15 protein-coding genes are annotated in these 21,119 nt (G+C 69.5%); 7 read left to right on the top strand and 8 right to left on the bottom strand.

Annotated features, from left to right (window positions below; all coding sequences use genetic code 11):
• Window positions 1–9: 9 nt before the first annotated feature.
• Both dnaJ and OG607_RS20425 read left to right on the top strand, forming a co-directional pair.
• Complete coding sequence (dnaJ, locus tag OG607_RS20430; protein ID WP_405725135.1) at window positions 10–1,185, top strand: molecular chaperone DnaJ; 1,176 nt, start codon at window positions 10–12, stop codon at window positions 1,183–1,185.
• 4 nt (window positions 1,186–1,189) lie between these two features.
• Window positions 1,190–1,666, top strand: coding sequence for a heat shock protein transcriptional repressor HspR (locus OG607_RS20425; RefSeq protein WP_405725132.1), 477 nt, complete (start codon window positions 1,190–1,192; stop codon window positions 1,664–1,666).
• Window positions 1,667–1,746: 80 nt separating this feature from the next.
• Here OG607_RS20425 and OG607_RS20420 read toward each other — a convergent pair whose 3' ends face one another.
• From OG607_RS20420 to OG607_RS20400, 5 genes are all read right to left on the bottom strand, one after another.
• The gene (locus tag OG607_RS20420; protein WP_405725129.1) at window positions 1,747–4,179 is read right to left on the bottom strand and encodes a hypothetical protein; all 2,433 of its coding nucleotides are present in this window, start codon (window positions 4,177–4,179) and stop codon (window positions 1,747–1,749) included.
• Between the two features lie 104 nt (window positions 4,180–4,283).
• Entirely contained in the window at window positions 4,284–6,326 is a 2,043-nt protein-coding gene (locus tag OG607_RS20415) for a hypothetical protein (protein WP_405725126.1), read from the bottom strand.
• A 71-nt stretch (window positions 6,327–6,397) separates the two neighbouring features.
• A complete protein-coding gene (locus OG607_RS20410) occupies window positions 6,398–7,213 on the bottom strand; it encodes a hypothetical protein (protein ID WP_405725123.1) in 816 nt (271 codons plus the stop codon).
• Window positions 7,214–7,231: 18 nt separating this feature from the next.
• Complete coding sequence (locus OG607_RS20405) at window positions 7,232–7,636, bottom strand: pyridoxamine 5'-phosphate oxidase family protein (protein WP_405725120.1); 405 nt, start codon at window positions 7,634–7,636, stop codon at window positions 7,232–7,234.
• Between the two features lie 13 nt (window positions 7,637–7,649).
• Window positions 7,650–9,704, bottom strand: coding sequence for a PA14 domain-containing protein (locus tag OG607_RS20400; protein ID WP_405725117.1), 2,055 nt, complete (start codon window positions 9,702–9,704; stop codon window positions 7,650–7,652).
• A 182-nt stretch (window positions 9,705–9,886) separates the two neighbouring features.
• On the opposite strand from OG607_RS20400, the gene OG607_RS20395 reads away from it, so the two are divergent.
• Complete coding sequence (locus OG607_RS20395; protein ID WP_405725114.1) at window positions 9,887–12,538, top strand: ATP-dependent Clp protease ATP-binding subunit; 2,652 nt, start codon at window positions 9,887–9,889, stop codon at window positions 12,536–12,538.
• A 69-nt stretch (window positions 12,539–12,607) separates the two neighbouring features.
• Window positions 12,608–13,141, top strand: coding sequence for a YbjN domain-containing protein (locus OG607_RS20390; RefSeq protein WP_405725111.1), 534 nt, complete (start codon window positions 12,608–12,610; stop codon window positions 13,139–13,141).
• 97 nt (window positions 13,142–13,238) lie between these two features.
• On the opposite strand, the gene OG607_RS20385 is transcribed toward OG607_RS20390, so the two are convergent.
• The 3 genes from OG607_RS20385 to OG607_RS20375 all read right to left on the bottom strand — a co-directional run bounded on the left by OG607_RS20385 (window position 13,239) and on the right by OG607_RS20375 (window position 16,667).
• Window positions 13,239–14,096: a hypothetical protein gene (locus tag OG607_RS20385; protein ID WP_405725108.1), complete on the bottom strand. Its 858-nt coding sequence runs from the start codon at window positions 14,094–14,096 to the stop codon at window positions 13,239–13,241.
• An 80-nt stretch (window positions 14,097–14,176) separates the two neighbouring features.
• Window positions 14,177–15,244, bottom strand: coding sequence for a glycoside hydrolase family 26 protein (locus OG607_RS20380; protein WP_405725105.1), 1,068 nt, complete (start codon window positions 15,242–15,244; stop codon window positions 14,177–14,179).
• Between the two features lie 103 nt (window positions 15,245–15,347).
• The gene (locus tag OG607_RS20375; RefSeq protein ID WP_405725102.1) at window positions 15,348–16,667 is read right to left on the bottom strand and encodes a UDP-glucose dehydrogenase family protein; all 1,320 of its coding nucleotides are present in this window, start codon (window positions 16,665–16,667) and stop codon (window positions 15,348–15,350) included.
• Window positions 16,668–16,998: 331 nt separating this feature from the next.
• On the opposite strand from OG607_RS20375, the gene OG607_RS20370 reads away from it, so the two are divergent.
• From OG607_RS20370 to OG607_RS20360, 3 genes are all read left to right on the top strand, one after another.
• Complete coding sequence (locus OG607_RS20370) at window positions 16,999–18,318, top strand: glycosyltransferase family 2 protein (protein WP_405725099.1); 1,320 nt, start codon at window positions 16,999–17,001, stop codon at window positions 18,316–18,318.
• 79 nt (window positions 18,319–18,397) lie between these two features.
• Window positions 18,398–19,522: a glycoside hydrolase family 26 protein gene (locus OG607_RS20365; RefSeq protein ID WP_405725096.1), complete on the top strand. Its 1,125-nt coding sequence runs from the start codon at window positions 18,398–18,400 to the stop codon at window positions 19,520–19,522.
• A complete protein-coding gene (locus OG607_RS20360; protein ID WP_405725093.1) occupies window positions 19,519–21,108 on the top strand; it encodes a glycosyltransferase family 39 protein in 1,590 nt (529 codons plus the stop codon). The genes OG607_RS20365 and OG607_RS20360 overlap by 4 nt, the downstream gene beginning before the upstream one ends.
• Window positions 21,109–21,119 lie beyond the last annotated feature (11 nt).

Here is a 21,119-nt window from a genome sequence, read left to right as displayed (position 1 = left end):
ACGCCGAGGATGAGCATCAGCAGGGACTTGCTTGAGAAGGACCTCTACAAGGTCCTCGGCGTTCCGAAGGACGCCACCGACGCCGAGATCAAGAAGGCGTACCGGAAGCTCGCCCGCGAGTTCCACCCGGACGCCAACAAGGGCGACGTCAAGGCCGAGGAGCGCTTCAAGGAGATCTCCGAGGCGAACGACGTCCTGTCGGACGCCAAGCGCCGCAAGGAGTACGACGAGGGCCGCGCCCTCTTCGGCAACGGCGGCTTCCGGCCCGGTCCGGGCGGTTTCGGCGGCGGTGGCTTCGACCTGGGCGACCTGTTCGGCGGCGGCCAGGGCGGCGGCGGCACGGCCGGCGGCGGTGGTTTCGGCGGCGGCCTCGGCGACGTCTTCGGCGGCCTGTTCAACCGCGGCCCCGGGCGGGCCGCGCCCCGCCGCGGCCAGGACATCGAGACCGAGGTGACGCTCAGCTTCACCGAGGCCGTGGACGGCGCCACCGTCCCGCTGCGCATGTCCAGCCAGGCCCCCTGCAAGGCCTGCGCCGGCACCGGCGACACCAACGGCACCCCCCGCGTCTGCCCCACCTGCGTCGGCACCGGCCAGGTGTCCAGGGGCGGCGGCGGAGGCTTCTCCCTCACCGACCCCTGCGTCGACTGCAAGGGCCGCGGCCTCATCGCCCAGAACCCCTGCGAGGTCTGCAAGGGCAGCGGCCGGGCCCGCTCCTCCCGCACCATGCAGGTCCGCATCCCGGCCGGCGTCACGGACAACCAGAAGATCCGCCTGCGTGGCAAGGGCGCCCCCGGCGAGACCGGCGGCCCGGCCGGTGACCTCTACGTCCTCATCCACGTCGACGCCCACCCCGTCTTCGGCCGCAAGGGCGACAACCTCACGGTGACGGTCCCCGTCTCCTTCACCGAGGCCGCCCTCGGCGGCGAGATCCAGGTCCCCACCCTCGGCGGCCCCCCGGTCCGCCTGAAGCTTCCCCCCGGCACCCCCAACGGGCGTACGCTGCGTGCCCGCGGCAAGGGCGCCGTGCGCAAGGACGGCACCCGGGGCGATCTCCTGGTCACCGTCGAGGTCGCCGTACCCCAGGTGAGCGACGGCAAGGCCCTCGACGCCCTGGAGGCGTATCGCGAGGCCACCGCGGAATTCGACCCGCGCGCAGAGCTGTTCAAGGCCGCGAAGGGAGCGTGACCTGATGAGCATGGACGGCATCGGAGGCGGCGGAGGCCGCAGCCGCAACCCGTACGAGCTGACCGAGGAGTCCGCGGTCTACGTCATCTCCGTAGCCGCCCAGCTCTCCGGCCTGCACCCGCAGACGCTCCGCCAGTACGACCGCCTCGGCCTGGTCTCCCCCGACCGCACCGCCGGCCGCGGCCGCCGCTACTCCGCCCGCGACATCCAGCTGCTCCGGGAAGTCCAGCGGCTCTCCCAGGACGAGGGCATCAACCTCGCCGGCATCAAGCGCATTATCGAACTGGAGAACCAGGTCGCCGCCCTCCAGGCCCGCGTGGCCGAGCTGGCCGCCGCCGTCGAGGGCGCTGCGGCCGCTCTGCAGCAGCGCGAGGCCCAGGTCCACGCCTCGTACCGGCGGGACCTGGTGCCCTACCAGGACGTCCAGCAGACCAGCGCGCTGGTGGTGTGGCGGCCGAAGCGGCAGCAGTCCTCGGACTGAGGCGTACGCGCGCACGCTCACGCTCACGCGAAAAGGGGCCCGGAGGATTCTCCGGGCCCCTTTTCATGTGCCGATCGCGGTCAGAGCCAGTCGTCCCAGATGCCGTAGGCCTCCTGCTCCACGACCTCCTCCGTGCCCGCCGGGTCGATGTAGACGGCCCGGTAGTAGTACAGGCCGAGGCGGTCCTCGTGGACCGTCGTGTCCATGTGGAAGTCCGGGTCGGCGACCTTGCCCCTGGCGAACGTGGTCCAGGAGGCGGTGGCCGGGTCCCACTTCTCCCAGCGGTAGTCGGTGTAGTCACCGCACGGCATGTCGTAGATGGTGACACCGCAGCGGACGTAGAGATCCGGGTACTGGTCCTCGATGACGTCGGTCCCGGTCCAGCCCGGCGGGCGGGTGTCCGGCAGGGTGACGGAGATGTCGGCGGGGTGGTAGGCGTCCGGGCCGTCGGCCGGGTCGTACAGGCCGGAGCTGTCCAGGCCGGCCACCCGGTAGACGTGGGTGGCGCCGTCGGGGACGGTCGGGCAGAGGATCTCGGTGTCGGCCAGCGAGGGGCTGTCCCAGCAGTTCCGTTCCCAGGTCGTCTCGCCGGTCTCGGGGTCGGTGACGCCCTGCCACACCGCGTAGCCGGCGACGTCGTCGTCGGCGGGCGGCGTCCAGGTCAGGCGGACGCCGAGCGGGATCTGTTCCGCGGTCAGGTTCTCGACCGGGGCCGGGCGCTGGGTGTCCGGGGTGGTCTCCGTGGCGGCCGGGCCGGGCTGCGATGCGTGTCCGTAGGGGTCGACGGTCACGACCCGGTACTCGTACGTCGTCTCGGACGCGCCCGAGACGTCCCAGCAGACGCCGTTGATCTGCTTGCGGCCGGCGTACGCGGGGGCGTCGTCACCGGTCACCCACGTCCAGTACGTCGAAGGGGCCTCCAGCGGCAGGTTGTCGTTCGAGCTGTTCGGCTTGCACAGGTCGACGGTGCTGCTCTCACCGGTCGCCGTGTCGGTACGGATGATCCGGTACGTGAGAAGCGGGCCTCCGTCGAAGGTCCACGGGTCGGCGCTGCTCCACTCGATCATCACCCCCTCGTCGAACCGGCTCGCGGTGGTCGCGAAGGCGGGGATGGCCTCGGGCCGGTCCGCCATCGGCAGCGTGATCTCCACCGGGGCGGCGGCGTTGCTCTTCGCGTCAACCGAGCGCACGACGTACTGGTAGCTGTCGGCGATCGCGACCAGCTGGCGCGGTACGACGTCGGTCTGAGCGGTGGTGCCTCCGCCGGGCAGGGCGTCGAGGTAACCGCCGGTCGCCGGGTCGTACTGGAGGACCTGGTACGAGGCAGCCCCGCTGACGGGGGACCACACCAGGTGGGGAACGCCCGACCGGTACTCGACGTGGGCGTCGGCAGCGGTCGCGGGCGGTGTCAGGTCGGACGTGGTGAGCGTGGTGGCGGCCGAGTACACGGACCAGTTCCCGGCGGCGTCGCGGGCCCGGCCCCGGTAGGTGACCTTGCTGCCGTCCGCCGGGTAGCCGGTGTCACAGATCGCGCCCTTGGTGCCTGTGTACACGGTGGTCCACGCATTGGTGGCCGTGTCCCGGCGCTGCATCTCGTACAGGGCGATGTCGGCCGCGTTGGCGGCGGTGGTGACAAGTTGCGGGGCCGAGTAGGGCTGGAGGTCCGGGCAGGCGTCCATATCGACGAACGGTGCTGCGGGCGGGGTGGTGTCGACGGTGGTGACACCCCGGTCGGCGCTGCCGGCCGACTCGTTGCCCGCCTTGTCGTAGGCGCGGACCTCGTAGTAGTACGTCTTGCCGGTGGGCGGCGGGGTGTTGGTGTACGAGGCCGAGGTGGTGGCCGTCAGTTTCGTCCAGGTGCTGCTGCCCTTGAGGCGCCGGTAGACGCGGTATCCGGCGAGGTCCATCTCCGTGTTCCTGGACCAGGTGACCTTGGCCTTGCCGGTGGAGGCGGAGTACGCGACCGATGTGCCGGTTGGGGCGAGGGGCTTGACCTTGTCGACGGAGGCCGAAGTGCGGGGTGCGTACGTGAACTTGACGTTCGCCGTGCCTTTGAAGGCGGCGAAGTCGACCCGGAGGGTGTGCTTGCCCTTGGGGATCGTGACGTTGACCGTCTTCTTGGCGGTCTTGGTCACGTCCTTCCAGAGGCTGATCTTGCGGGTGCCGTCGAGGTAGACGCGGATGCCGTCCTGGGCGGAGGCGGCGAAGGAGAACGGGCCGCCGGAGCCGAAGTTCCTCGTCACGGTCCAGCGGACGCCGAAGTTGTCCTTGGGCAGGGTGACCCCGGCGGGGTCGCCGGTGCCGTAGTTCTCGCTGATCGCGGTGTCGCAGGCGGTCTTCTTCGCGGTGCCGCTGAAGGCGGTGTTCGCGAAGTACGACACCTTCCACACGTTCGTGGCGCAAGTGACGGCGGCCTGGGCCGTGCTCGCGGGCAGCGCGAGGCCTGCGGCGGCGACGGCGAGCGCGAGCGCAGCGGCGCGGGCGGTTGCCGCCCTGCGCGTATGTATGGACATGGTCAAAGATCCCCTCCCTGATGTGGGGATTTTGCCAGACCATTGCGGTGACCATGCGCGCGGGGTGACTCACCCCACGCCGCCGCGCTCAGCCCGTCAAACCGTCAGTCCGTGGCCGGGGCCAGGATCGCGTAGTCGGCGCCGGGGGCGGATTCCGTGCCGTCGGCGTAGACGGCGGTGACCCAGTAGTAGTGGGTGGTGCCGGAGGCGGCCGTGGTGTCGGTCCAGGCGGTGCCGGTAAGGGGGTCGGGGTCGGTGGTGAGGCGTTCGTACGCGGCCGTGCCGGGGTTCCAGCGGTAGACGCGGTAGCTGACGGCGTCGGTGACCGGGTACCAGTCCAGGTCCACACCGGTGCCGGAGGAGGCGGCGGTGGCGTCGAGGTCCACCGGCGAGCCGGAGGGCGTCTCCACCGTCGGGGTGAGGTTCAGCTCGGTGACGGTGACGTAGGGGATGGGCTTGCGCTGGGCGACCAGGGAGTTGCCCCAGACGTCGACGGCGTCGACGAGGAAGGACCAGGTCTCGCCGTCCTGCTCCAGGCGGTAGACGAACTCGGAGGTGGTGCCGCTGACGTACTGGTAGCCCTCGGTGATGAAGTGGGCTCCGTCCTCGTCGTCCTCGACGATGGTGCCGCGGTAGACCACATAGCGCTGGAGGTCGGAATCGGGGCTGTCGTCCCAGTCGAGCGCGATGCCGTAGCCGGTGGCCTCGGCGGTCAGGCCGGTGACGGCGGCGGGGGCGACCTCGTCACCGGGGGTGGTGAAGGAGATCTCGGCCGGGAGGGAGACGTCGCCGTCGTCGTCCACCTGGACGACGGCTATGTAGTAAGTGGCGCCGCGGCTCGCCGAGTTCGGCGTGCAGGAGAACTTCGCGACGGCCGCGCCGAGGTCGCTCTCCCTGTACGGCGTGCACCACTCGTTGCTGTCGAGCGGCACCGGGGAGGTCTTGGAGGCGTAGACCTTCATCTCGCCGGTCCAGTCGGCCGCGGGCATGCTCCAGGTGAGGGTGAACCAGGTCTCGTCGTTGGTGAGCGTGGCGGTGACGTTCTGGATGGTGGCGGGGAGGACGGTGAGCGCGGTGCCGGCGCCGACGGGGACCGACTTGGCGGAGGTGTTGGCCGCCGCGTCCGTGGCCGCCACGGCGTAGTAGTACGTGGTCTTCTCGGCGGCCTTGGTGTCGGTGTACGACGCGGCTGCCGTGGTGCCGATCGAGCTGTACGTCCCGGTGGCCGAGGTCGCCCGGTAGACGGCGTACTTCGTGGCGTCCGTGACGGACGTCCAGGCCAGGTCGTAGCCCTTGCCGTCGGCGCTGACCGCGACCGTGAGGCCGGTGGGAACGGCGGGGGCCGCCTTGTCGATGGAGGCCAGGGTCACGGCGGCCGACTTGGCGGAGGCGTTGCCGGCCTTGTCGACGGCGGTGACGGTGTAGGCGTACTTCGCGCCCGTGGCGGGCGGGGTGTCGGTGTACGCGGGCTTGGCGAGCAGCGAACTCCCGCTGATCAGGCCGCCGTTGCGGTAGACGCGGTATCCGGCGAGGTCCAGCTCGGCGTTCTTGGCCCAGGTGAGCTGGGAGGTGTAGCCGGAGACGGTCCCCTTGAGCGCGGTGGGGGCCAGCGGCTTGACCTTGTCGACGGAGGCCGAGGTGCGGGGCGCGTAGGCGAAGGCGACGTTGGCTTTGCCCTTGAAGGCGGCGAAGTCGACGCGGAGGGTGTGCTTGCCCTTCGGGATCGTGACGTTGACGGTCTTCTTCTGGGTGGACGTGTAGTCCTTCCAGAGGCTGATCTTGCGAGTGCCGTCGAGGTAGACGCGGATGCCGTCCTGAGCGGACGCGGCGAAGGAGAACGGGCCGCCGGAGCCGAAGTCGCGGGTCAGGGTCCAGCGGACGCCGAAGTTGTCCTTCGGGAGCGTCACCCCGGCGGGGTCGCCTGAGCCGTAGTTCTCGCTGATCGCGGTGTCGCAGGCGGTCTTCTTCGCGGTGCCGGCGAAGGTGGTGTTGGCGTAGTACGCCGCCTTCCAGACCCCGGTGCCGCAGGTGACGGACGCGGTGGCGGCGGCATGTGCGGCGGTGGCGGGCAGCGCGAGGCCTGCGGCGGCGACGGACAGCGCGAGCGCGGCCGCACGGGCGGTGGTGATGCGCTTCTGAGCGTGCATGGTCAAAGATCCCCTCCCTGGTGTGGGGATTTTGACATACCTTTGCTGAACCTATGCGCGCAGGGGGTGCGTCAGGCGATGGAGGGGTCGAGGAATTCGTCGATCCTCCAGTCCAGGTCGTCGGACAACTGCTCCACCTTCTTGGTGACGTTCAGCCCGGACGCCGCGATGGCGGCAGCGGCGGCGGCGCACAGCAGCCAGGACAGGGCGGGGACGCTGCCGAGGAGGCCGAGGAGAGCGGGCAGCAGAAGTACGTATGCGGCCAGGAGACGGGCCAGTTGGGGGAGGTGGAGGCGCGGGCGGAACTTGGCGGGCGGGGGAGCGGCCGGGTGGTGCGGTCGGGGGTGGTGGGGTGGGGGTCGGTCCGGAGGTGGCGCATGCTCGAGTCGCGGTCCACCTCGCCCCAGGTGATGTGGCCGCTGTCGCAGACCAGCGCGACGGACTTCCAGCCACCGGTGGTTCGTCACCGCGATCGCTCCGGGCTTGTCGCCCCGGCTGCTGTGGCGCTGCCAGACGGCGGCGCCGAAGGCGACGTAGGCCAGGAGCCCGAGGGTCAGCAGCAACAGCAGCAGCATGACGAGACCGCCGAGCAGGCCGATGCCGGAGCTCCCGTCGTTCGTGGCGACGCACCGGAGCGCCGTGACCGGGCCGAGCACGGTGAGCAGGGCGCCGAGGGCCAGACCGTAGTCCTTGGCCGGTGGGCGGAGCTTCGCGGGTATGTGCGGGGGTACGTGGCCCGGCGCGGCGGCCGGGGTGGCCGTTGCGGGGCGAAGCGGTGGGGCGAGGCGGCAGGCGGCGGCCCAGGCCGCGGCGAGCAGCAGGGCGGCGGCGACACCGGCGAGGGCGCCGCCGCCGAGGAGGCGGGTGAGCAGGGTGGATTTGCGCACAGGGGCTCCCAGGGGGTGCTAGCCCCGCCCCATGGCCCGGGTAAGGGCGATTTCGATGACGACGCGGTCCGGGTTCTCGCGTGGGGTACGGCCGTAGCGCTCCGCGTAGCGGCGTACGGCTTCCGCCACAGCTGCCGGGTCGGTGCTGACGGTGGCGGTGCCCTCGAGGGTGGCCCAGCGGGCGTGATCGACCTGGCAGACGGCGACGGGGGCGCCGCCGGGGCCGGCGGCGCGGATGTGGGCGACCTTACGGCTGGCCTTGCCGGTGATGATGCGTGCGAGCCCGGCCCCGGGGTCGTACGTCACGCCCACCGGCACGACGTGCGGGGAGCCGTCGGGCCGGTGGGTGGTGAGGGTGCTCAGATGGTGCTCCCGCCAGAAGGCGAGGTAACCGGGGTCGGGGTCGCGCGGGTTGAGCGTCATGCGGCCAAGGGTGTCACTCCGCCGGCGGGAGAATGACGTACTCCTGGGCCGGAAGCGACTCCGTGCCGTCGTCGAAGACGGCGGCCACCCGGTAGAAGTGGGTGGTGCCGTCCGCGGCGGTGGTGTCGGTGTAGCTCGACGGGGCGGTCGCCAGGATCTCGTCGTTGAGCTTGACGTAGGCGCCGGTGGCACGGTCGTAGCGGTAGACGTTGTAGCCGGTGATCTGGTCGCACACACTCTGGTTGGAGCAGTACCAGTCGAGGAAGACCCCGCCGCTGTCGGCTGCGGACAGGCTCAGTGCGACCGCGCCGGTACCCGAACGCGGCACGGAGTAGGGGCCGGAGCCGAGGTCGAGTTCGGTGACTGCGACCATTGAGGCCGACGTGTCCGTGATGGTGTAGCTGTCGGTGTCTACGCCGACGACCTGGAAGGTCAGGCTCGCGCCGTAAGGCAGCTTGAGCAGGCGGTAGTGCGAGCCGCTCAGCAGGGCTGACGACCACTGGTGGAAGAAGTAGGTGCCGGTGTGGTCCGTCTCCCAGCGTCCGTAGGAGACCCTGTAGCCGGCGAGGTCCGCATCCGTGCTGTCGTCCCAGTCGAGTTCGACGCCGTACTCGGTGGCTTCGGCGGTGAGGCCGGTGACGGCGCGGGGCCCGCCCGACGTTTCGGTCAGGGTGACCGACGCCTCCCCGGACTTGGCGGACTCGTTCCCGGACTTGTCGAGGGCGGTCACGGTGTAGGTGTACGTCGCGGCCACCCCGACGGGCAGTTGGTCGTACTCCTGCGCCCAGGTGAGCAGGGGGCTGTCGGGGGTGACCTGGACCCAGTCGCCGTCGGTGTCGGTGCGGCGGTAGACCCGGTAGGTCTGGAAGCCGGGGTCGGTGACGGCGCTCCACTTGACGAGCGCTCGGCCGGTGGAGTCCGAGTACGTGACGGTCACGTCGGCCGGAACGCCGGGAGGCGTCCTGTCGGCCGAAGCGGCGGACGATTCCGTGGACTTGGCGGACTCGTTGCCCGACGTGTCGACGGTGGTGACGGCGTAGGAGTAGGTCTCGCCGGTGGCGGGCGGGGTGTCGGTGTACGTGAGCGAGGTCAGCAGGGCGGTGCCGCTGACCTTGGTCCAGGTCGTGCCGGTGCCCGCGCGGCGGTAGACGCGGTAGCCCGCCAGGTCGGCGTCGGTGTTCGCGGCCCAGCTCACGGCCGCTTGGCCGGTTTCCTTGGCGTAGGTGACGCCCGCACCGGTCGGCACGGCCGGCGCGGTCTTGTCGGTGCTGGTGACGGTGTCCGTGCCGGACTTGGCGGAGGTGTTGCCCGCCTTGTCGACGGCGACGACGGCGTAGACGTACTTCGCGCCCGTTGCGGGCGGGGTGTCGGTCCAGCCGGCCGAGGTCACCAGGGCGGTGCCGCTGACCTTGGTCCAGGCGGTCCCGGTCGTGAGGCGGCGGTAGACGCGGTATCCGGCCAGGTCCATCTCGTGGTTCCTGGACCAGGTCAGGCGGGCCTTGAGGGTGCCGGCGGAGTACGTGGCGTCCAGACCCGTCGGGGCCAGTGGCTTGACCTTGTCGACGGAGGCCGAGGTGCGGGGCGCGTACGCGAACGAGATGTTCGCCTTGCCCTTGAAGGCCACGAAGTCGACGCGGATGGTGTGCTTGCCCTTGGGGACGGTGACGTTGACCGTCTTCTTCTGGGTCGAGGTCACGTCCTTCCAGAGGCTGATCTTCCGCTTGCCGTCGAGGTAGACGCGGACGCCGTCGCGTACGGCGGTGGTGAAGGTGAACGGGCCGCCGGAGCCGAAGTTCCGGGTCACGGTCCAGCGGACGCTGAAGTTGTCCACCGGGAGTGACACGCCGAGCGGGTCACCGGTGCCGTATGACTCGTCGATCTTCTTGTCGCAGGTGGTGTTCTTCGGGTCGCCCTTGAAGCCGGTGTTCGCGTAGAACGCCTGGTGCCAGATGTTGCTGCCGCAACTGCTTGCCGAGGCGGCTCGGGCGGTGGCGGCGGGCACGAGCCCGGCGGCGGCCACGGCGAGTGAGAGCACGGCTATGGAAGCCGGGCGATTGTGTATGCGCATGTAAAGGATCCCCTCCCCTGAGGAGGGATCTTGGCAGAGGTGTGAGGGACTGGCAAAGAGGTTCGAATAAAGCTGTGGGACGGCTGTGGCGGCGCGATTCCTGGCATTCGCAGCCTTGAGTGGCATAGACTCAACTTGTCTCAGGGTGTATGGGGCAGGTTCGAGAGAGAGGTACCGCAGACGTGGACGCCGAGCTGACCAACAAGAGCCGGGAAGCGATCAACGCCGCCAACGCGAAGGCGGTGGCCGGCGGCCACCCGGATCTGACCGCCGCCCACCTGCTGCTGGCACTGCTGGAGCAGCCGGAGAACGAGAACGTCCTCGACCTGCTGACGACGGTCGGGGCCGAGCCGGAGGCCGTACGCAAGGGCGCGGAGCGCCTCGTACAGGCGCAGCCCAGCGTGCAGGGGTCGACCGTCGCGCCGCCGCAGGCGAACCGTGACCTGCTGGCGGTGATCGCGGACGCGGCGCAGCGAGCGAAAGAGCTCGGGGACGCGTATGTGTCGACGGAGCATCTGCTGATCGGGACCGCGGTGAAGGGCGGTCCGGCCGGGGAGGTGCTGACGCAGTACGGTGCGAGCGGCAGCAAGCTGCTGGACGCGTTCGAGAGCAGCAGGGGAGGGCAGCGCGTGACGAGTCAGGACCCCGAGGGGACGTACAAGGCGCTGGAGAAGTACGGCACCGATTTCACGGCGGCCGCGCGCGAGGGCAAGCTCGACCCGGTGATCGGCCGGGACAACGAGATCCGGCGGGTGGTGCAGGTGCTGAGCCGCCGGACGAAGAACAACCCGGTGCTCATCGGCGAGCCGGGCGTCGGCAAGACGGCGGTCGTCGAGGGGCTCGCCCAGCGCATCGTCAAGGGCGATGTGCCCGAGTCGCTGCGCGGGAAGCGCCTCGTGGCGCTTGACCTGGGCGCGATGGTGGCCGGGGCGAAGTACCGGGGTGAGTTCGAGGAGCGGCTGAAGGCGGTCCTCGCCGAGATCAAGGCCAGCGACGGCCGGATCATCACCTTCATCGACGAGCTGCACACCGTCGTCGGCGCGGGCGCCGGCGGCGACTCGGCCATGGACGCGGGCAACATGCTCAAGCCGATGCTCGCGCGCGGCGAGCTGCGCATGGTCGGCGCGACGACGCTGGACGAGTACCGCGAGCGGATCGAGAAGGACCCGGCGCTGGAGCGGCGCTTCCAGCAGGTGCTGGTCGCCGAGCCGACGGTCGCGGACACCATCGCCATCCTGCGCGGGCTCAAGAGCCGGTACGAGGCGCATCACGGCGTACAGATCGCCGACTCGGCGCTGATCGCGGCCGCCCAGCTCTCCGACCGCTACATCACCTCCCGCTTCCTGCCCGACAAGGCCATCGACCTGGTCGACGAGGCCGCCTCCCGGCTGCAGATGGAGATGGACTCCTCCCCCGTCGAGATCGACGAGCTGCAGCGCGCCGTCGACCGGCTGCGCATGGAGGAGGAATCGCTGCTGGCCAGTGCCTCGGACGGCAAGGAGCGCAAGCTCCTCAAGAAGCGCGACCCCGAGGACGACCTCAGTGAGGACGCCCGCGAGCGGCTGGAGCGGCTGCGCAAGGACCGGGCCGAGAAGGAGGAGGAACTGCGGGGGCTCACCGCCCGCTGGCAGAAGGAGAAGGCGATCCACACCCGGGTCGGCGACCTGAAGAAGCGGCTCGACGAGCTGGACACCGAGCGCGAGCTGGCTGAGCTCAAGGCCCCGGAGACGGGGGACTGGGTCACCCCCGGCAAGATCCGCACCGAGCTGATCCCGGCCGCCGAGAAGGAGCTGGAGGACGCCATCGCCGCCCAGCAGGAGCTGGAGGCCATGGTCGACGAGGAGGTCGGCCCCGACGACATCGCCGATGTCGTCGCCGCCTGGACCGGCATCCCGGCCGGGCGCCTCCTGGAGGGCGAGACCCAGAAGCTGCTGCGCATGGAGGAGGAGCTCGGCAAGCGGCTGATCGGGCAGACCCCCGCCGTACGCTCCGTCTCCGACGCCGTACGCAGGTCGAGGTCCGGCATCGCCGACCCCGACCGCCCCACCGGCTCCTTCCTCTTCCTCGGCCCCACCGGCGTCGGCAAGACCGAGCTGGCCAAGGCGCTGGCGGACTTCCTCTTCGACGACGAGCGGGCGATGATCCGCATCGACATGAGCGAGTACGGCGAGAAGCACTCCGTCGCCCGCCTGGTCGGCGCCCCGCCCGGCTACGTCGGCTACGAGGAGGGCGGCCAGCTCACGGAGGCGGTGCGCAGGCGCCCGTACAGCGTGGTGCTGCTCGACGAGGTCGAGAAGGCCCACCCCGAGGTCTTCGACGTGCTGCTGCAGGTGCTGGACGACGGGCGGCTCACGGACGGCCAGGGCCGGACCGTCGACTTCCGCAACGTCATCCTCATCCTCACCTCCAACCTCGGCAGTCACTTCCTGGTCGACCCGACCCTCACCGATGCCCAGAAGAAGGACAGCGTCCTGGACACCGTCCGGCTCTCCTTCAAGCCCGAGTTCCTCAACCGCCTCGACGACATCGTGGTCTTCAGCGCCCTGGAGAAGACCGAGCTCCGCCGTATCGCCCGGCTCCAGACCGACCGCCTCGCCGCCCGCCTCCGCGATCGGCGGATTACCCTGGACGTCACCGACGAGGCCCTGGACTGGCTCGCCGACGAGGGCAACGACCCGGCCTACGGAGCCCGGCCGCTGCGCCGCCTCGTCCAGACCGCCATCGGCGACCAGCTCGCCCGGGAGATCCTCTCCGGCGAGGTCCGCGACGGCGACACGGTCCGGGTGGACCGGGCCGGGGACCGGCTGATCGTGGGAGCAGTCAAGGCATTGTGACCCGCTGTTTGCCACCTCCGGGGCGTGATGGGGGAGGATGGCGGTAATCCGCACGAAGGGAACCCAACGGTGAGCATCGACCCGTCCTCGATTCCGAATTTCGGGGGCCAGCCGGACCCCGAGCAGACCGGCCCAGAAGGGGTCGTGATCCCCAACCAGGACCTGGTCAAGCAGCTTCTGGAGCAGATGGAGCTCAAGTACGTCGTCGACGACGAGGGTGACCTCGCGGCGCCGTGGGAGGACTTCCGCGCGTACTTCATGTTCCGTGGTGAGGAGGACCAGCAGATCTTCGCGGTCCGCACCTTCTACGACCGCCCGTACACCGTCGACGACAAGCCGATGCTGCACGAGGCCATCGACGACTGGAACCGCCGCACCCTGTGGCCCAAGGTCTACACCCACACCAATGACGATGGCTCCGTCCGTCTCATCGGCGAAGCCCAGATGCTGATCGGGCTGGGCGTCGGCCTGGAGCACTTCGTGTCCAGCACGGTGAGCTGGGTGCGGGCGTCCATCGAGTTCGACAAGTGGGTCATCGAGACCCTCGGACTGGAGAAGGACGCCGAGTCCCAGCCGGACGAAGGCGAAGGCGACGAGGGCTGAGCCGCCCTCTCATGACGTGACGTGCCGCCCAGGACACGACCTGGGCGGCACGCCTCGTCTACGATCCGCTCTCGCAATTACTGCCGCCGGACAGGTTCTAGTCCATTGCGATCAGGCGCGAGAGGGAGTAGGCGGCGATGCCCTGGCCGGCGGCGATGGCGCCACTGTCGCCGTCACCAGCCGAACCGGAGTTGGGACCGGCTGTCGTGCTGTAGAGGAAGCGGTCGTGGACGGCGTGGGTGACGGCACAGGAGACCTTGCCGCAGAAGTCCGGGACGCCGGACTTGCCGCCGACGGCGGTGATCCTGCCCTTGAAGGCGGCCTCCGCGGCCTTGGCGTCCGCGGCGCTGGGGAAGACCATGACGCCCACCGTGACCGAGTCGCTGCCCGAGGTGTAGGTCGCGAGCATGACCTGGGTGCAGTGGTTCTTGTCCACAACCGCGCCGAGGCCGTTCTCGGTGGCCTTCCAGCAGGGGGTTTCGTGGGACGTGGACTTGCGTACGAACTTCTCCCCGTTGACCGGGAGCGTGGCGGCGGCGAACAGGTCGCTGCCACGCATGGTGGCGGCGGGGTCGGCACTGCTGGTCGCACCGCCGGTAGCGCTCGGGGAAGGAGCGGCCGACGACGTCGCGCTGCTGGGACTGGTGCTGGGACTGGCAACGGTGTCGCTGTCCTTGTCCTGCGCAACGTTCGCGGCGACGAAGACGGCGCCGGCGAGCAGCGCGGCGCCGCCGAGGACGGAGCCGATGATCACCAGCCGCTTCCTGCGTTTGGCCGCGGCTTCCTGCTGCGCTGCCAGAGCCAACCAGTCGGGCTCTTCGGGGGGGATCGGGAGATAGGGCTGCGGCGGATAACCCTCCTGGGGCGGAGGATAGCCGTAGCCATAGCCCGGCTGGGCCGGCGGATAGCCATAGCCCGGCTGCTGTGGGTCCTGGGGTCCCTGTGGGGTACTCATGGCCTGGGGGCTTCATCCTTCCAATCACTCAATTGGGTGAATGTTAGCGTTGGCTGAGCCCTCAGGAGGCAGGTGATGCGTCATTGTGTGAGCACTGTCGCCACTGGCCAGGCCCGTAGGTGGAGCGAGTTGAGCCCGTTCTGGAACGCCGCCTTCGTCGCCGGATTGATATCGAACCGGTAGTCGTACTGGCCGCCCTGGTCCTTGCTGAACTGGAACCACACGAAGCCGATCACGTTCGGGGTCTTCTTGATCCAGCGGAACAGGTCCGCCGTCCAGCCGGGTTGCTGCGAACCCGGCGACGACCCTGTCTCACTGAGCAGGACCGGCTTGCCGGAGAACTTCCGGAGCACGTTCAGCGTGGGCTGGAGTACCTCGGTGGCCGTCGACTCACCGAAGCCGTATCCGTCGATGCCGATCCAGTCCACGTACTGGTCGCCCGGATAGAGCGGCCTCAGGTCGGCCTTGGCGCCCCGGATCACGTTGGGGCTCCAGACCCAGATCACGTCGGTCGCGCCGACGGCCTGGAACAGGTCGTGGATGTGCCGGTACGCCTTCACGTAGTCGCCCGAGGAGTTGCCGTTGTTGCCCTCCGACCAGGGGTACCAGGTCCCGTTCATCTCGTGGCCGAAGCGCAGCGCCAGCGGCCGGCCGGTGGCCTTGACCGCACGGGCGAACCGGATGATGTACGCGTCGTGGGCTCCCGAGGCGATCTGCTTCAGCGCGTACTCCGGCTGGTACTTGTCGAGGGTCCTGCCGCGGGGTTCCCAGGTCAGCAGTGGCAACGCGCCCTGCTCATAGGTGAGTTCCGCGTCAGCGGCCTTGAACGGCTGTCTCCACCCCTGGTAGTACTCCAGGATTCTCGGACGCTGGCCCGACGCCTGGGTCACCGCGTCCGTGGCCTCCGCCGTCGGCCCGTTGTAGGTGGCGACGCCGAAGTAGTCCCCGTCCGGGTGCAGATACGTCTCCCTGCTCTCCGCCTCGATCGATACGGACGGCGTCGGCGCCGCCGGCGCTGTCGCGCCGGCTGAGGAGGACGACGCCGATGGGGTGGCGGGCGGCGAGCTGCCGCCCCAGCCCGTGACGCTTGCCGAGTCGCTCCCGGAGGACGAGCACGAAACGAGGCCCAGCAGCAGTGCGCCTGTCAACGCGGCTGCCCGGACACCTCGGTTGGTGGTCCGCCATACGGCGAGGGGTTTCAATTCCCGTCCGTTCTGTCATGTGGACGCATCGGCGTCTCCTCGGCCGACTTTACGGCCGTCCGAGTGCGCGGTAGGTCCAGCCGGCCGCCCGCCAGCTTTCATGGTCCAGGATGTTGCGGCCGTCGATGATCCGCGGGTGGGCCACGACCCCGGCGACGGCATGCGGGTCCAGCGCCCGGAACTCGGGCCATTCGGTCAGATGGAGAATCAGGTCCGCGCCCTCGGCGGCGTCGAGGGGGGTGGCGGCGTAGTCCAGTTCGGGGTGGCGTTTGCGGGCGTTGTCCATGGCCTTGGGGTCGTAGACGCTGACGGACGCACCGCGGGCGTGCAGTCGCTGGGCGATCTCCAGCGCGGGAGAGTCGCGTATGTCGTCGGAGTCGGGCTTGAACGCGGCTCCCCACACGGCAATGTGACGCCCCGCCAGCTGACTCCCGCACAACTCCTCGGCGAGAGTCAGCACGCGGGTGCGGCGGCGCAGGTTGATCGCGTCGACCTCGCGCAGGAAGGACAGGGCCTCTCCGACGCCCAGTTCGTCGGCTCGGGTCATGAACGCGCGGATGTCCTTGGGCAGGCAGCCGCCGCCGAAGCCGATCCCCGCCTGCAGGAAACGTCCGCCGATCCTGGTGTCGTAGGACATCGAGGCCGAGAGCTGGGCCACGTCGGCACCGGTCGCCTCGCAGACCTCGGCCATCGCGTTGATGAAGGAGATCTTGGTCGCCAGAAAGGCGTTCGCCGCGGTCTTGACCAGCTCGGCGGTGGGGAGATCGGTGATCACCAGCGGTACTCCGGCGGCCAGCGGGGTGGCGTACACCTCTCGCAGCAGCTGCTCCGAGTGCGGGGCTTCGGGGCTGATGCCGAAGACCAGGCGATCCGGACGCAGCGTGTCCTGGACGGCCATGCCCTCGCGCAGGAACTCCGGGTTCCAGGCGAGTTCCGCCCGCGCGCCGGCCGGGGACAGCTCCGCGAGCCGGGCCGCGAGCCGGGCCGCCGTGCCGACCGGCACCGTCGACTTGCCGACCACGAGGGTGGGCCGCCTCAGGTGCGGGGCCAGGGACTCGATCACGGCGTCGACATACCGCAGGTCGGCGCCGGTGCCGTCGTTCCGCTGGGGGGTGCCCACGCACGAGAAGTGCACCTCACCGAAGTCGGCGGCTTCCTCGTACGAAGTGGTGAAGCGCAGCCGGCCGTTCGCCAGGTTCCTCATCAGCAGCTCGGGCAGACCGGGCTCGTAGAAGGGGACCTGCCCGGACTGGAGCGCGGCGATCTTGTCCGGCTCGACATCCACCCCGAGGACTTCGTGGCCCAGCTCCGCCATGCATGCGGCGTGCGTGGCGCCGAGGTAGCCGGTGCCGATGACGGTGAGGCGCATGAGCGGATGTCCTTCCGGGGCGCTCGGGTGACCGTGGGATTCCGGTGAGAGTAGCCCGAAGCAACGCGTGGGCCATCCGACTGCCCGTCAGACCCGGTGACCGCAGGATCCTGTCAGGCAGTGATCCGGTGGGGCGTTTGGGCTGATCCGGCATGGATCTGACGGTGATTCCCGGACGAAACGCATTCCATGTCACTAACACGTAACGCTTGTGGATCACAGGGAGGGATAGTGAGCATTATCGGATTTGCATGTTGTTGTCCCCGACTAGAGTCTTTGCAGCATGCCGCATCGTGGCGGCCCTGAGGGATTCGGTCGACAAGAAGAAGACATGCTGGCCTTTCTGCTCGAATTGCGCGAGTTGCGGCTGCACGGTGTGGTGTACCCCTTCGCGGCCTTCATGGCGCTGATCTGGGTGTTGTGGGTCATCAAGGTGGTCCTCACGCGCCGCTACAAGCCCTGGAAGCGTTCCTACGAGGCCACCACCTCCGTGATCATTCCGGTGGTGGACGAGCCCGAGGACCTGTTCCGTGAGGTCGTCGGCCGGATCATCGAGCAGAGACCGACCGAGATCATCGTCGTGATCAACGGCCGCCGCAACGAGGCGCTGGAACGTATCTGCGACGACCTCCGCGTCAGCTGGCAGTGGACGGCCATCCCCGGCAAGCGCAACGCGCTCAAGGTGGGACTGGAGTCGTCGAGCGGCGAGATCGCGGTGCTGGTCGACTCCGACACCATCTGGACCGAGAACACCCTCAGCGAACTGCTCAAGCCGTTCCGTGACTCCGACGTCGGCGGAGTGACCACCCGTCAGCGAATCCTCCAGCCGAGCCGCACCGTGCTCACCCGCTGGGCCGACTGGCTCGAGAGCGTGCGCTGCCAGTACTCGATGCCGGCGATGAGCGTACTCGGCACCGTCGGCTGCCTGCCCGGCCGCACCATCGCCTTCCGCAGCCACATACTCGTCGACTGCATGGACGCGTTCCTCGGTGAGAAGTTCCTCGGCGTGTTCCTGGAGGTGAGCGACGACCGCACGCTCACCAACTACACGCTCAAAGCCGGATACCGCACCGTCTACCAGTCCACGTCGCTGGTCTACACGGACGCCCCGCTGGAGCTGCGGAAGCTGGCGAAACAGCAGTTCCGCTGGGCGCGCGGCTCGCAGTACAACACCCTGCGGATGATGCCGTGGATGCTGCGCCACGCGAAGATGCTGGCGCTGTTCTACGCGGCGGACGTCGCCGTCCCCTTCGTGCTGCTCGGCACCTTCGCCTCCTGGGTGGTCGCGGCCTTCCACCGGGGCCGCCCGGGGATCTACCAGGACCTGCCGCTGCCCAGCGACCCCGCCAAGTCGCTGGTCATGCTTGTTGCGCTGGCGGCACTGATGTCCCTGATCTCGATCATGATCCGGTTCGGCCGACACTTCGCGTACCGCCCCCAGGACCTGCTCTTCCTGCCCACCTTCATGGTGATCAACACCTTGCTGCTGCTGCCCGTGCGTCTGCTCGGCTTCTTCCGCTGCGCGCACAACGCGAGCTGGGGCACCCGGGCGGACAGCTTCGCCGGCGAGAAGTCCCGTACTCCGCTGGTGCTGGTGCCGTATCTGATCGGAGGGCTGATGCTCGGCGGGTCGGTGATGATGAGTGTCTAGCCCCGGCAGGCGCCGCCAGCAGAAACAGAAGAAACTTCACTGGTGGAGCCGAGGCAGCGGCATCCGGCTCCGGGTGTGGATGGCCGTCAACGTGGTGCTGCTCGGCACGCTGTCGTACGGCGTGTACGCGGCCGTGCTCTCCAACGCGAGCAGTGGCGACTACATCGGGCTCGGCGCCCAGTCGGAAAGCCAGGGGCTGATCAACCGGCTGAAGGGCGCGAGCGGCTCCACCATCCCGACCAAGGAGCAGTTCCTGAACCCGGACGGGACGTACTTCGGCGCGGCCACGTTCAAGGCGCCTTACAACGCCAAGGAAATCGACCAGCTGGCCACCGACGCGGGCGGTATCCGTCCGACGATGGCCTCGTACTTCCTGTCGTGGAACGAGAAGTTCAACCCCGGCTCGATCACGGCCGCCTACTCGCACCGCACGCTGCCCGTGCTGACCTGGGAGCCCTGGAGGGGCGGACAGCAGAACCCGAACGGGCTCGTCCTCAAGTCCAACATCGACCAGCCCGAGTATCAGCTGTCCGACATCATCGACGGCACGTACGACAGCTACATCACCAGGACGGCCAAGTCCATCGCGAAGGCCGAACTGCCGCTGGTGCTGCGCTTCGCGCATGAGATGAACGGTGTCTGGTACCCCTGGTCGGAGCGGGTGAACGGCAACAAGCAAGGCGAGTACGTCAAGGCGTGGCGGCATGTCCACGACCTGTTCGACAAGGCCGGGGCCAGCAATGTGATCTGGGTCTGGGCGCCGAACATCGTCCGTCCGGCGCCCAACGTCAAGTTGAAGCTCCTGTATCCGGGCGACGACTACGTCGACTGGGTGGGCATGACGGGCTACGGCGTGCGGGAGACGTCGCCCGCCGCCACCTTCGGGGCGACGATCAAGCAGATCAGGACCTTCACCGACAAGCCGATCCTCATCACCGAGACGGGGGCGCAGATCGACAGCCGGCAACTGGGCTGGGTCAACGCCTTCTTCCCCTGGCTGAAGAAGAACCCGGACGTCATCGGATTCATCTGGACGCAGAAGGACAAGAAGACCGGCGCGGGGGCCAACTGGCGGTTCACCTCCAGCGCGGCCGAACAGCAGGCGTTCCAGAAGGGCCTTGCAACCCTCGACCTCGCCACCGGAGAACAGGTAGGCGCGTCGAGCAGGTCCTCCAGCAGCTCCTCGTCAGGGAACAAGCCATGAGCGAGTCCGGCTTCCCCGACAACACTGTCCGGCTCCGCGTCATCTCGCAGCCGCGCCCCGAGCAGCCCGCCGACACGGATCCCGGCGCCCCCGGGCCCGCCCGCGGGCGCGGGCGCGACGAGCAGGGCCGCACCGGCATGGGCCCGGGTGCCACCATGCTGCCGCCGGCCCTGGTCATGCTCGGCCTGGGCGCGTACAACCTGGCGACCACACAGGTACGGCAGGACGAGTCGGCCACCTGGTGGGCCGCCCATCTGTCCTGGACCGACCTGGGACGACTGCTCGACAACACGGACGTCGTGCTCGCCCCCTACTACGTGCTGATGCACCTGTGGGTCTCGCTCGTCGGCGCGGACCCGGCACCGTTGCGGCTCCCGTCACTGGTGGCGATGGCAGCGACCGCCGGTCTGCTGGCGCTGCTGGGCCGCCGGATGTTCGACGCCCCGACCGGGCTGGTCGGCGGACTGGTCTTCGCGGTCCTCCCCGTCACCACCCGGTACGCCACGGACGCCAGGCCCTACGCGATGTCGGCCCTGGCCGTGGTGGTGGCCGCGCTGCTGCTGTACCGCGCGCTGGACCACGAGGGTGCGGACCGCTGGGGCGGCTACGCCCTCGGCATGCTGTTCACCGGGCTGTTCCACCCGGTCGCCGCCACTGTGGTCGTCGCCTACTTCGTGCTGACGGTCATCAACGAGCGCCAGCGCGTGGGCGCCTGGTTCGCCGTCACCCTGGTGCCGGTCGCGCCCCTGCTCGCGGTGCTGGTGCTGGCCCGCGGCCAGAACCACCAGGACCCGCAGAGCGGCACCGGCATCGACACGCTGCTGCACCTCCCCCAGGATCTGCTGGGGTCCGCCAAGGTCGCCGCCGCGGTGGGCGTACTCGCGTTGCTGGGCGTGCTGCTGGGCCGGAAGACCGGGCTGGCACTGCTGGTGTGGGTCGCACTGCCGCCGCTGGCGCTGTTCGGCCTGCGCTCCTACGTCAACCTGTTCACGCCCTCCTACTTCGTCTTCACACTGCCGGCCCTGGCTCTGCTCGCGGGCGCCGGGGTGTGCGGACTGGCCAGGGCGCTGCCCGGCCGGGACCGGGGAGTGCCGACCCGGCAGCTGGTGGCCGGTCTGGTGGCCGCGGCCGCCGTCGCGGTGGTCTCGCTGCCTGCCTTCCGGCCGCTGAGCGTCGACCCGCAGGCGGGCCAGCCTGATTACGAGTCGGCCGCCTCCTACATGCTCGGGCAGCAGGAGGCGGGCGACGGCATCGTCTACGGCGGCGACCAGGCGGCCTCGATGCGGGCCCTGGCGTATCAGCTGCGGGACGACGTGAGCCGGCCGAGCGAGGTGTACGTCGTGGTGTCGCCGCAGCAGGACGGCACGTACACCGGGCAGCCCTGTTCGGCACCGGTGGTGTGCAGCGAGGGCGTCAAGCGGATCTGGTTGGTGACCACCGCGAGTACCGCCGCCCCGTACGCCGGTATGACGAAGGTGGAGGCCACGTACCTCCAGGCCAATTACAAGGTGACGGGCGCACGGAAGTTCGCGGGCGAGCTGCAGGTGGCGCTGCTGCGCCGGGTATCGGCGAAGAGCGGCGAGTAGATCACGTTGGA

The sequence above is a fragment of the Streptomyces sp. NBC_01537 genome (assembly GCF_045040445.1).
Taxonomy (GTDB): Bacteria; Actinomycetota; Actinomycetes; order Streptomycetales; family Streptomycetaceae; genus Actinacidiphila.
This window is presented reverse-complemented; position numbering and strand designations above follow the sequence as displayed.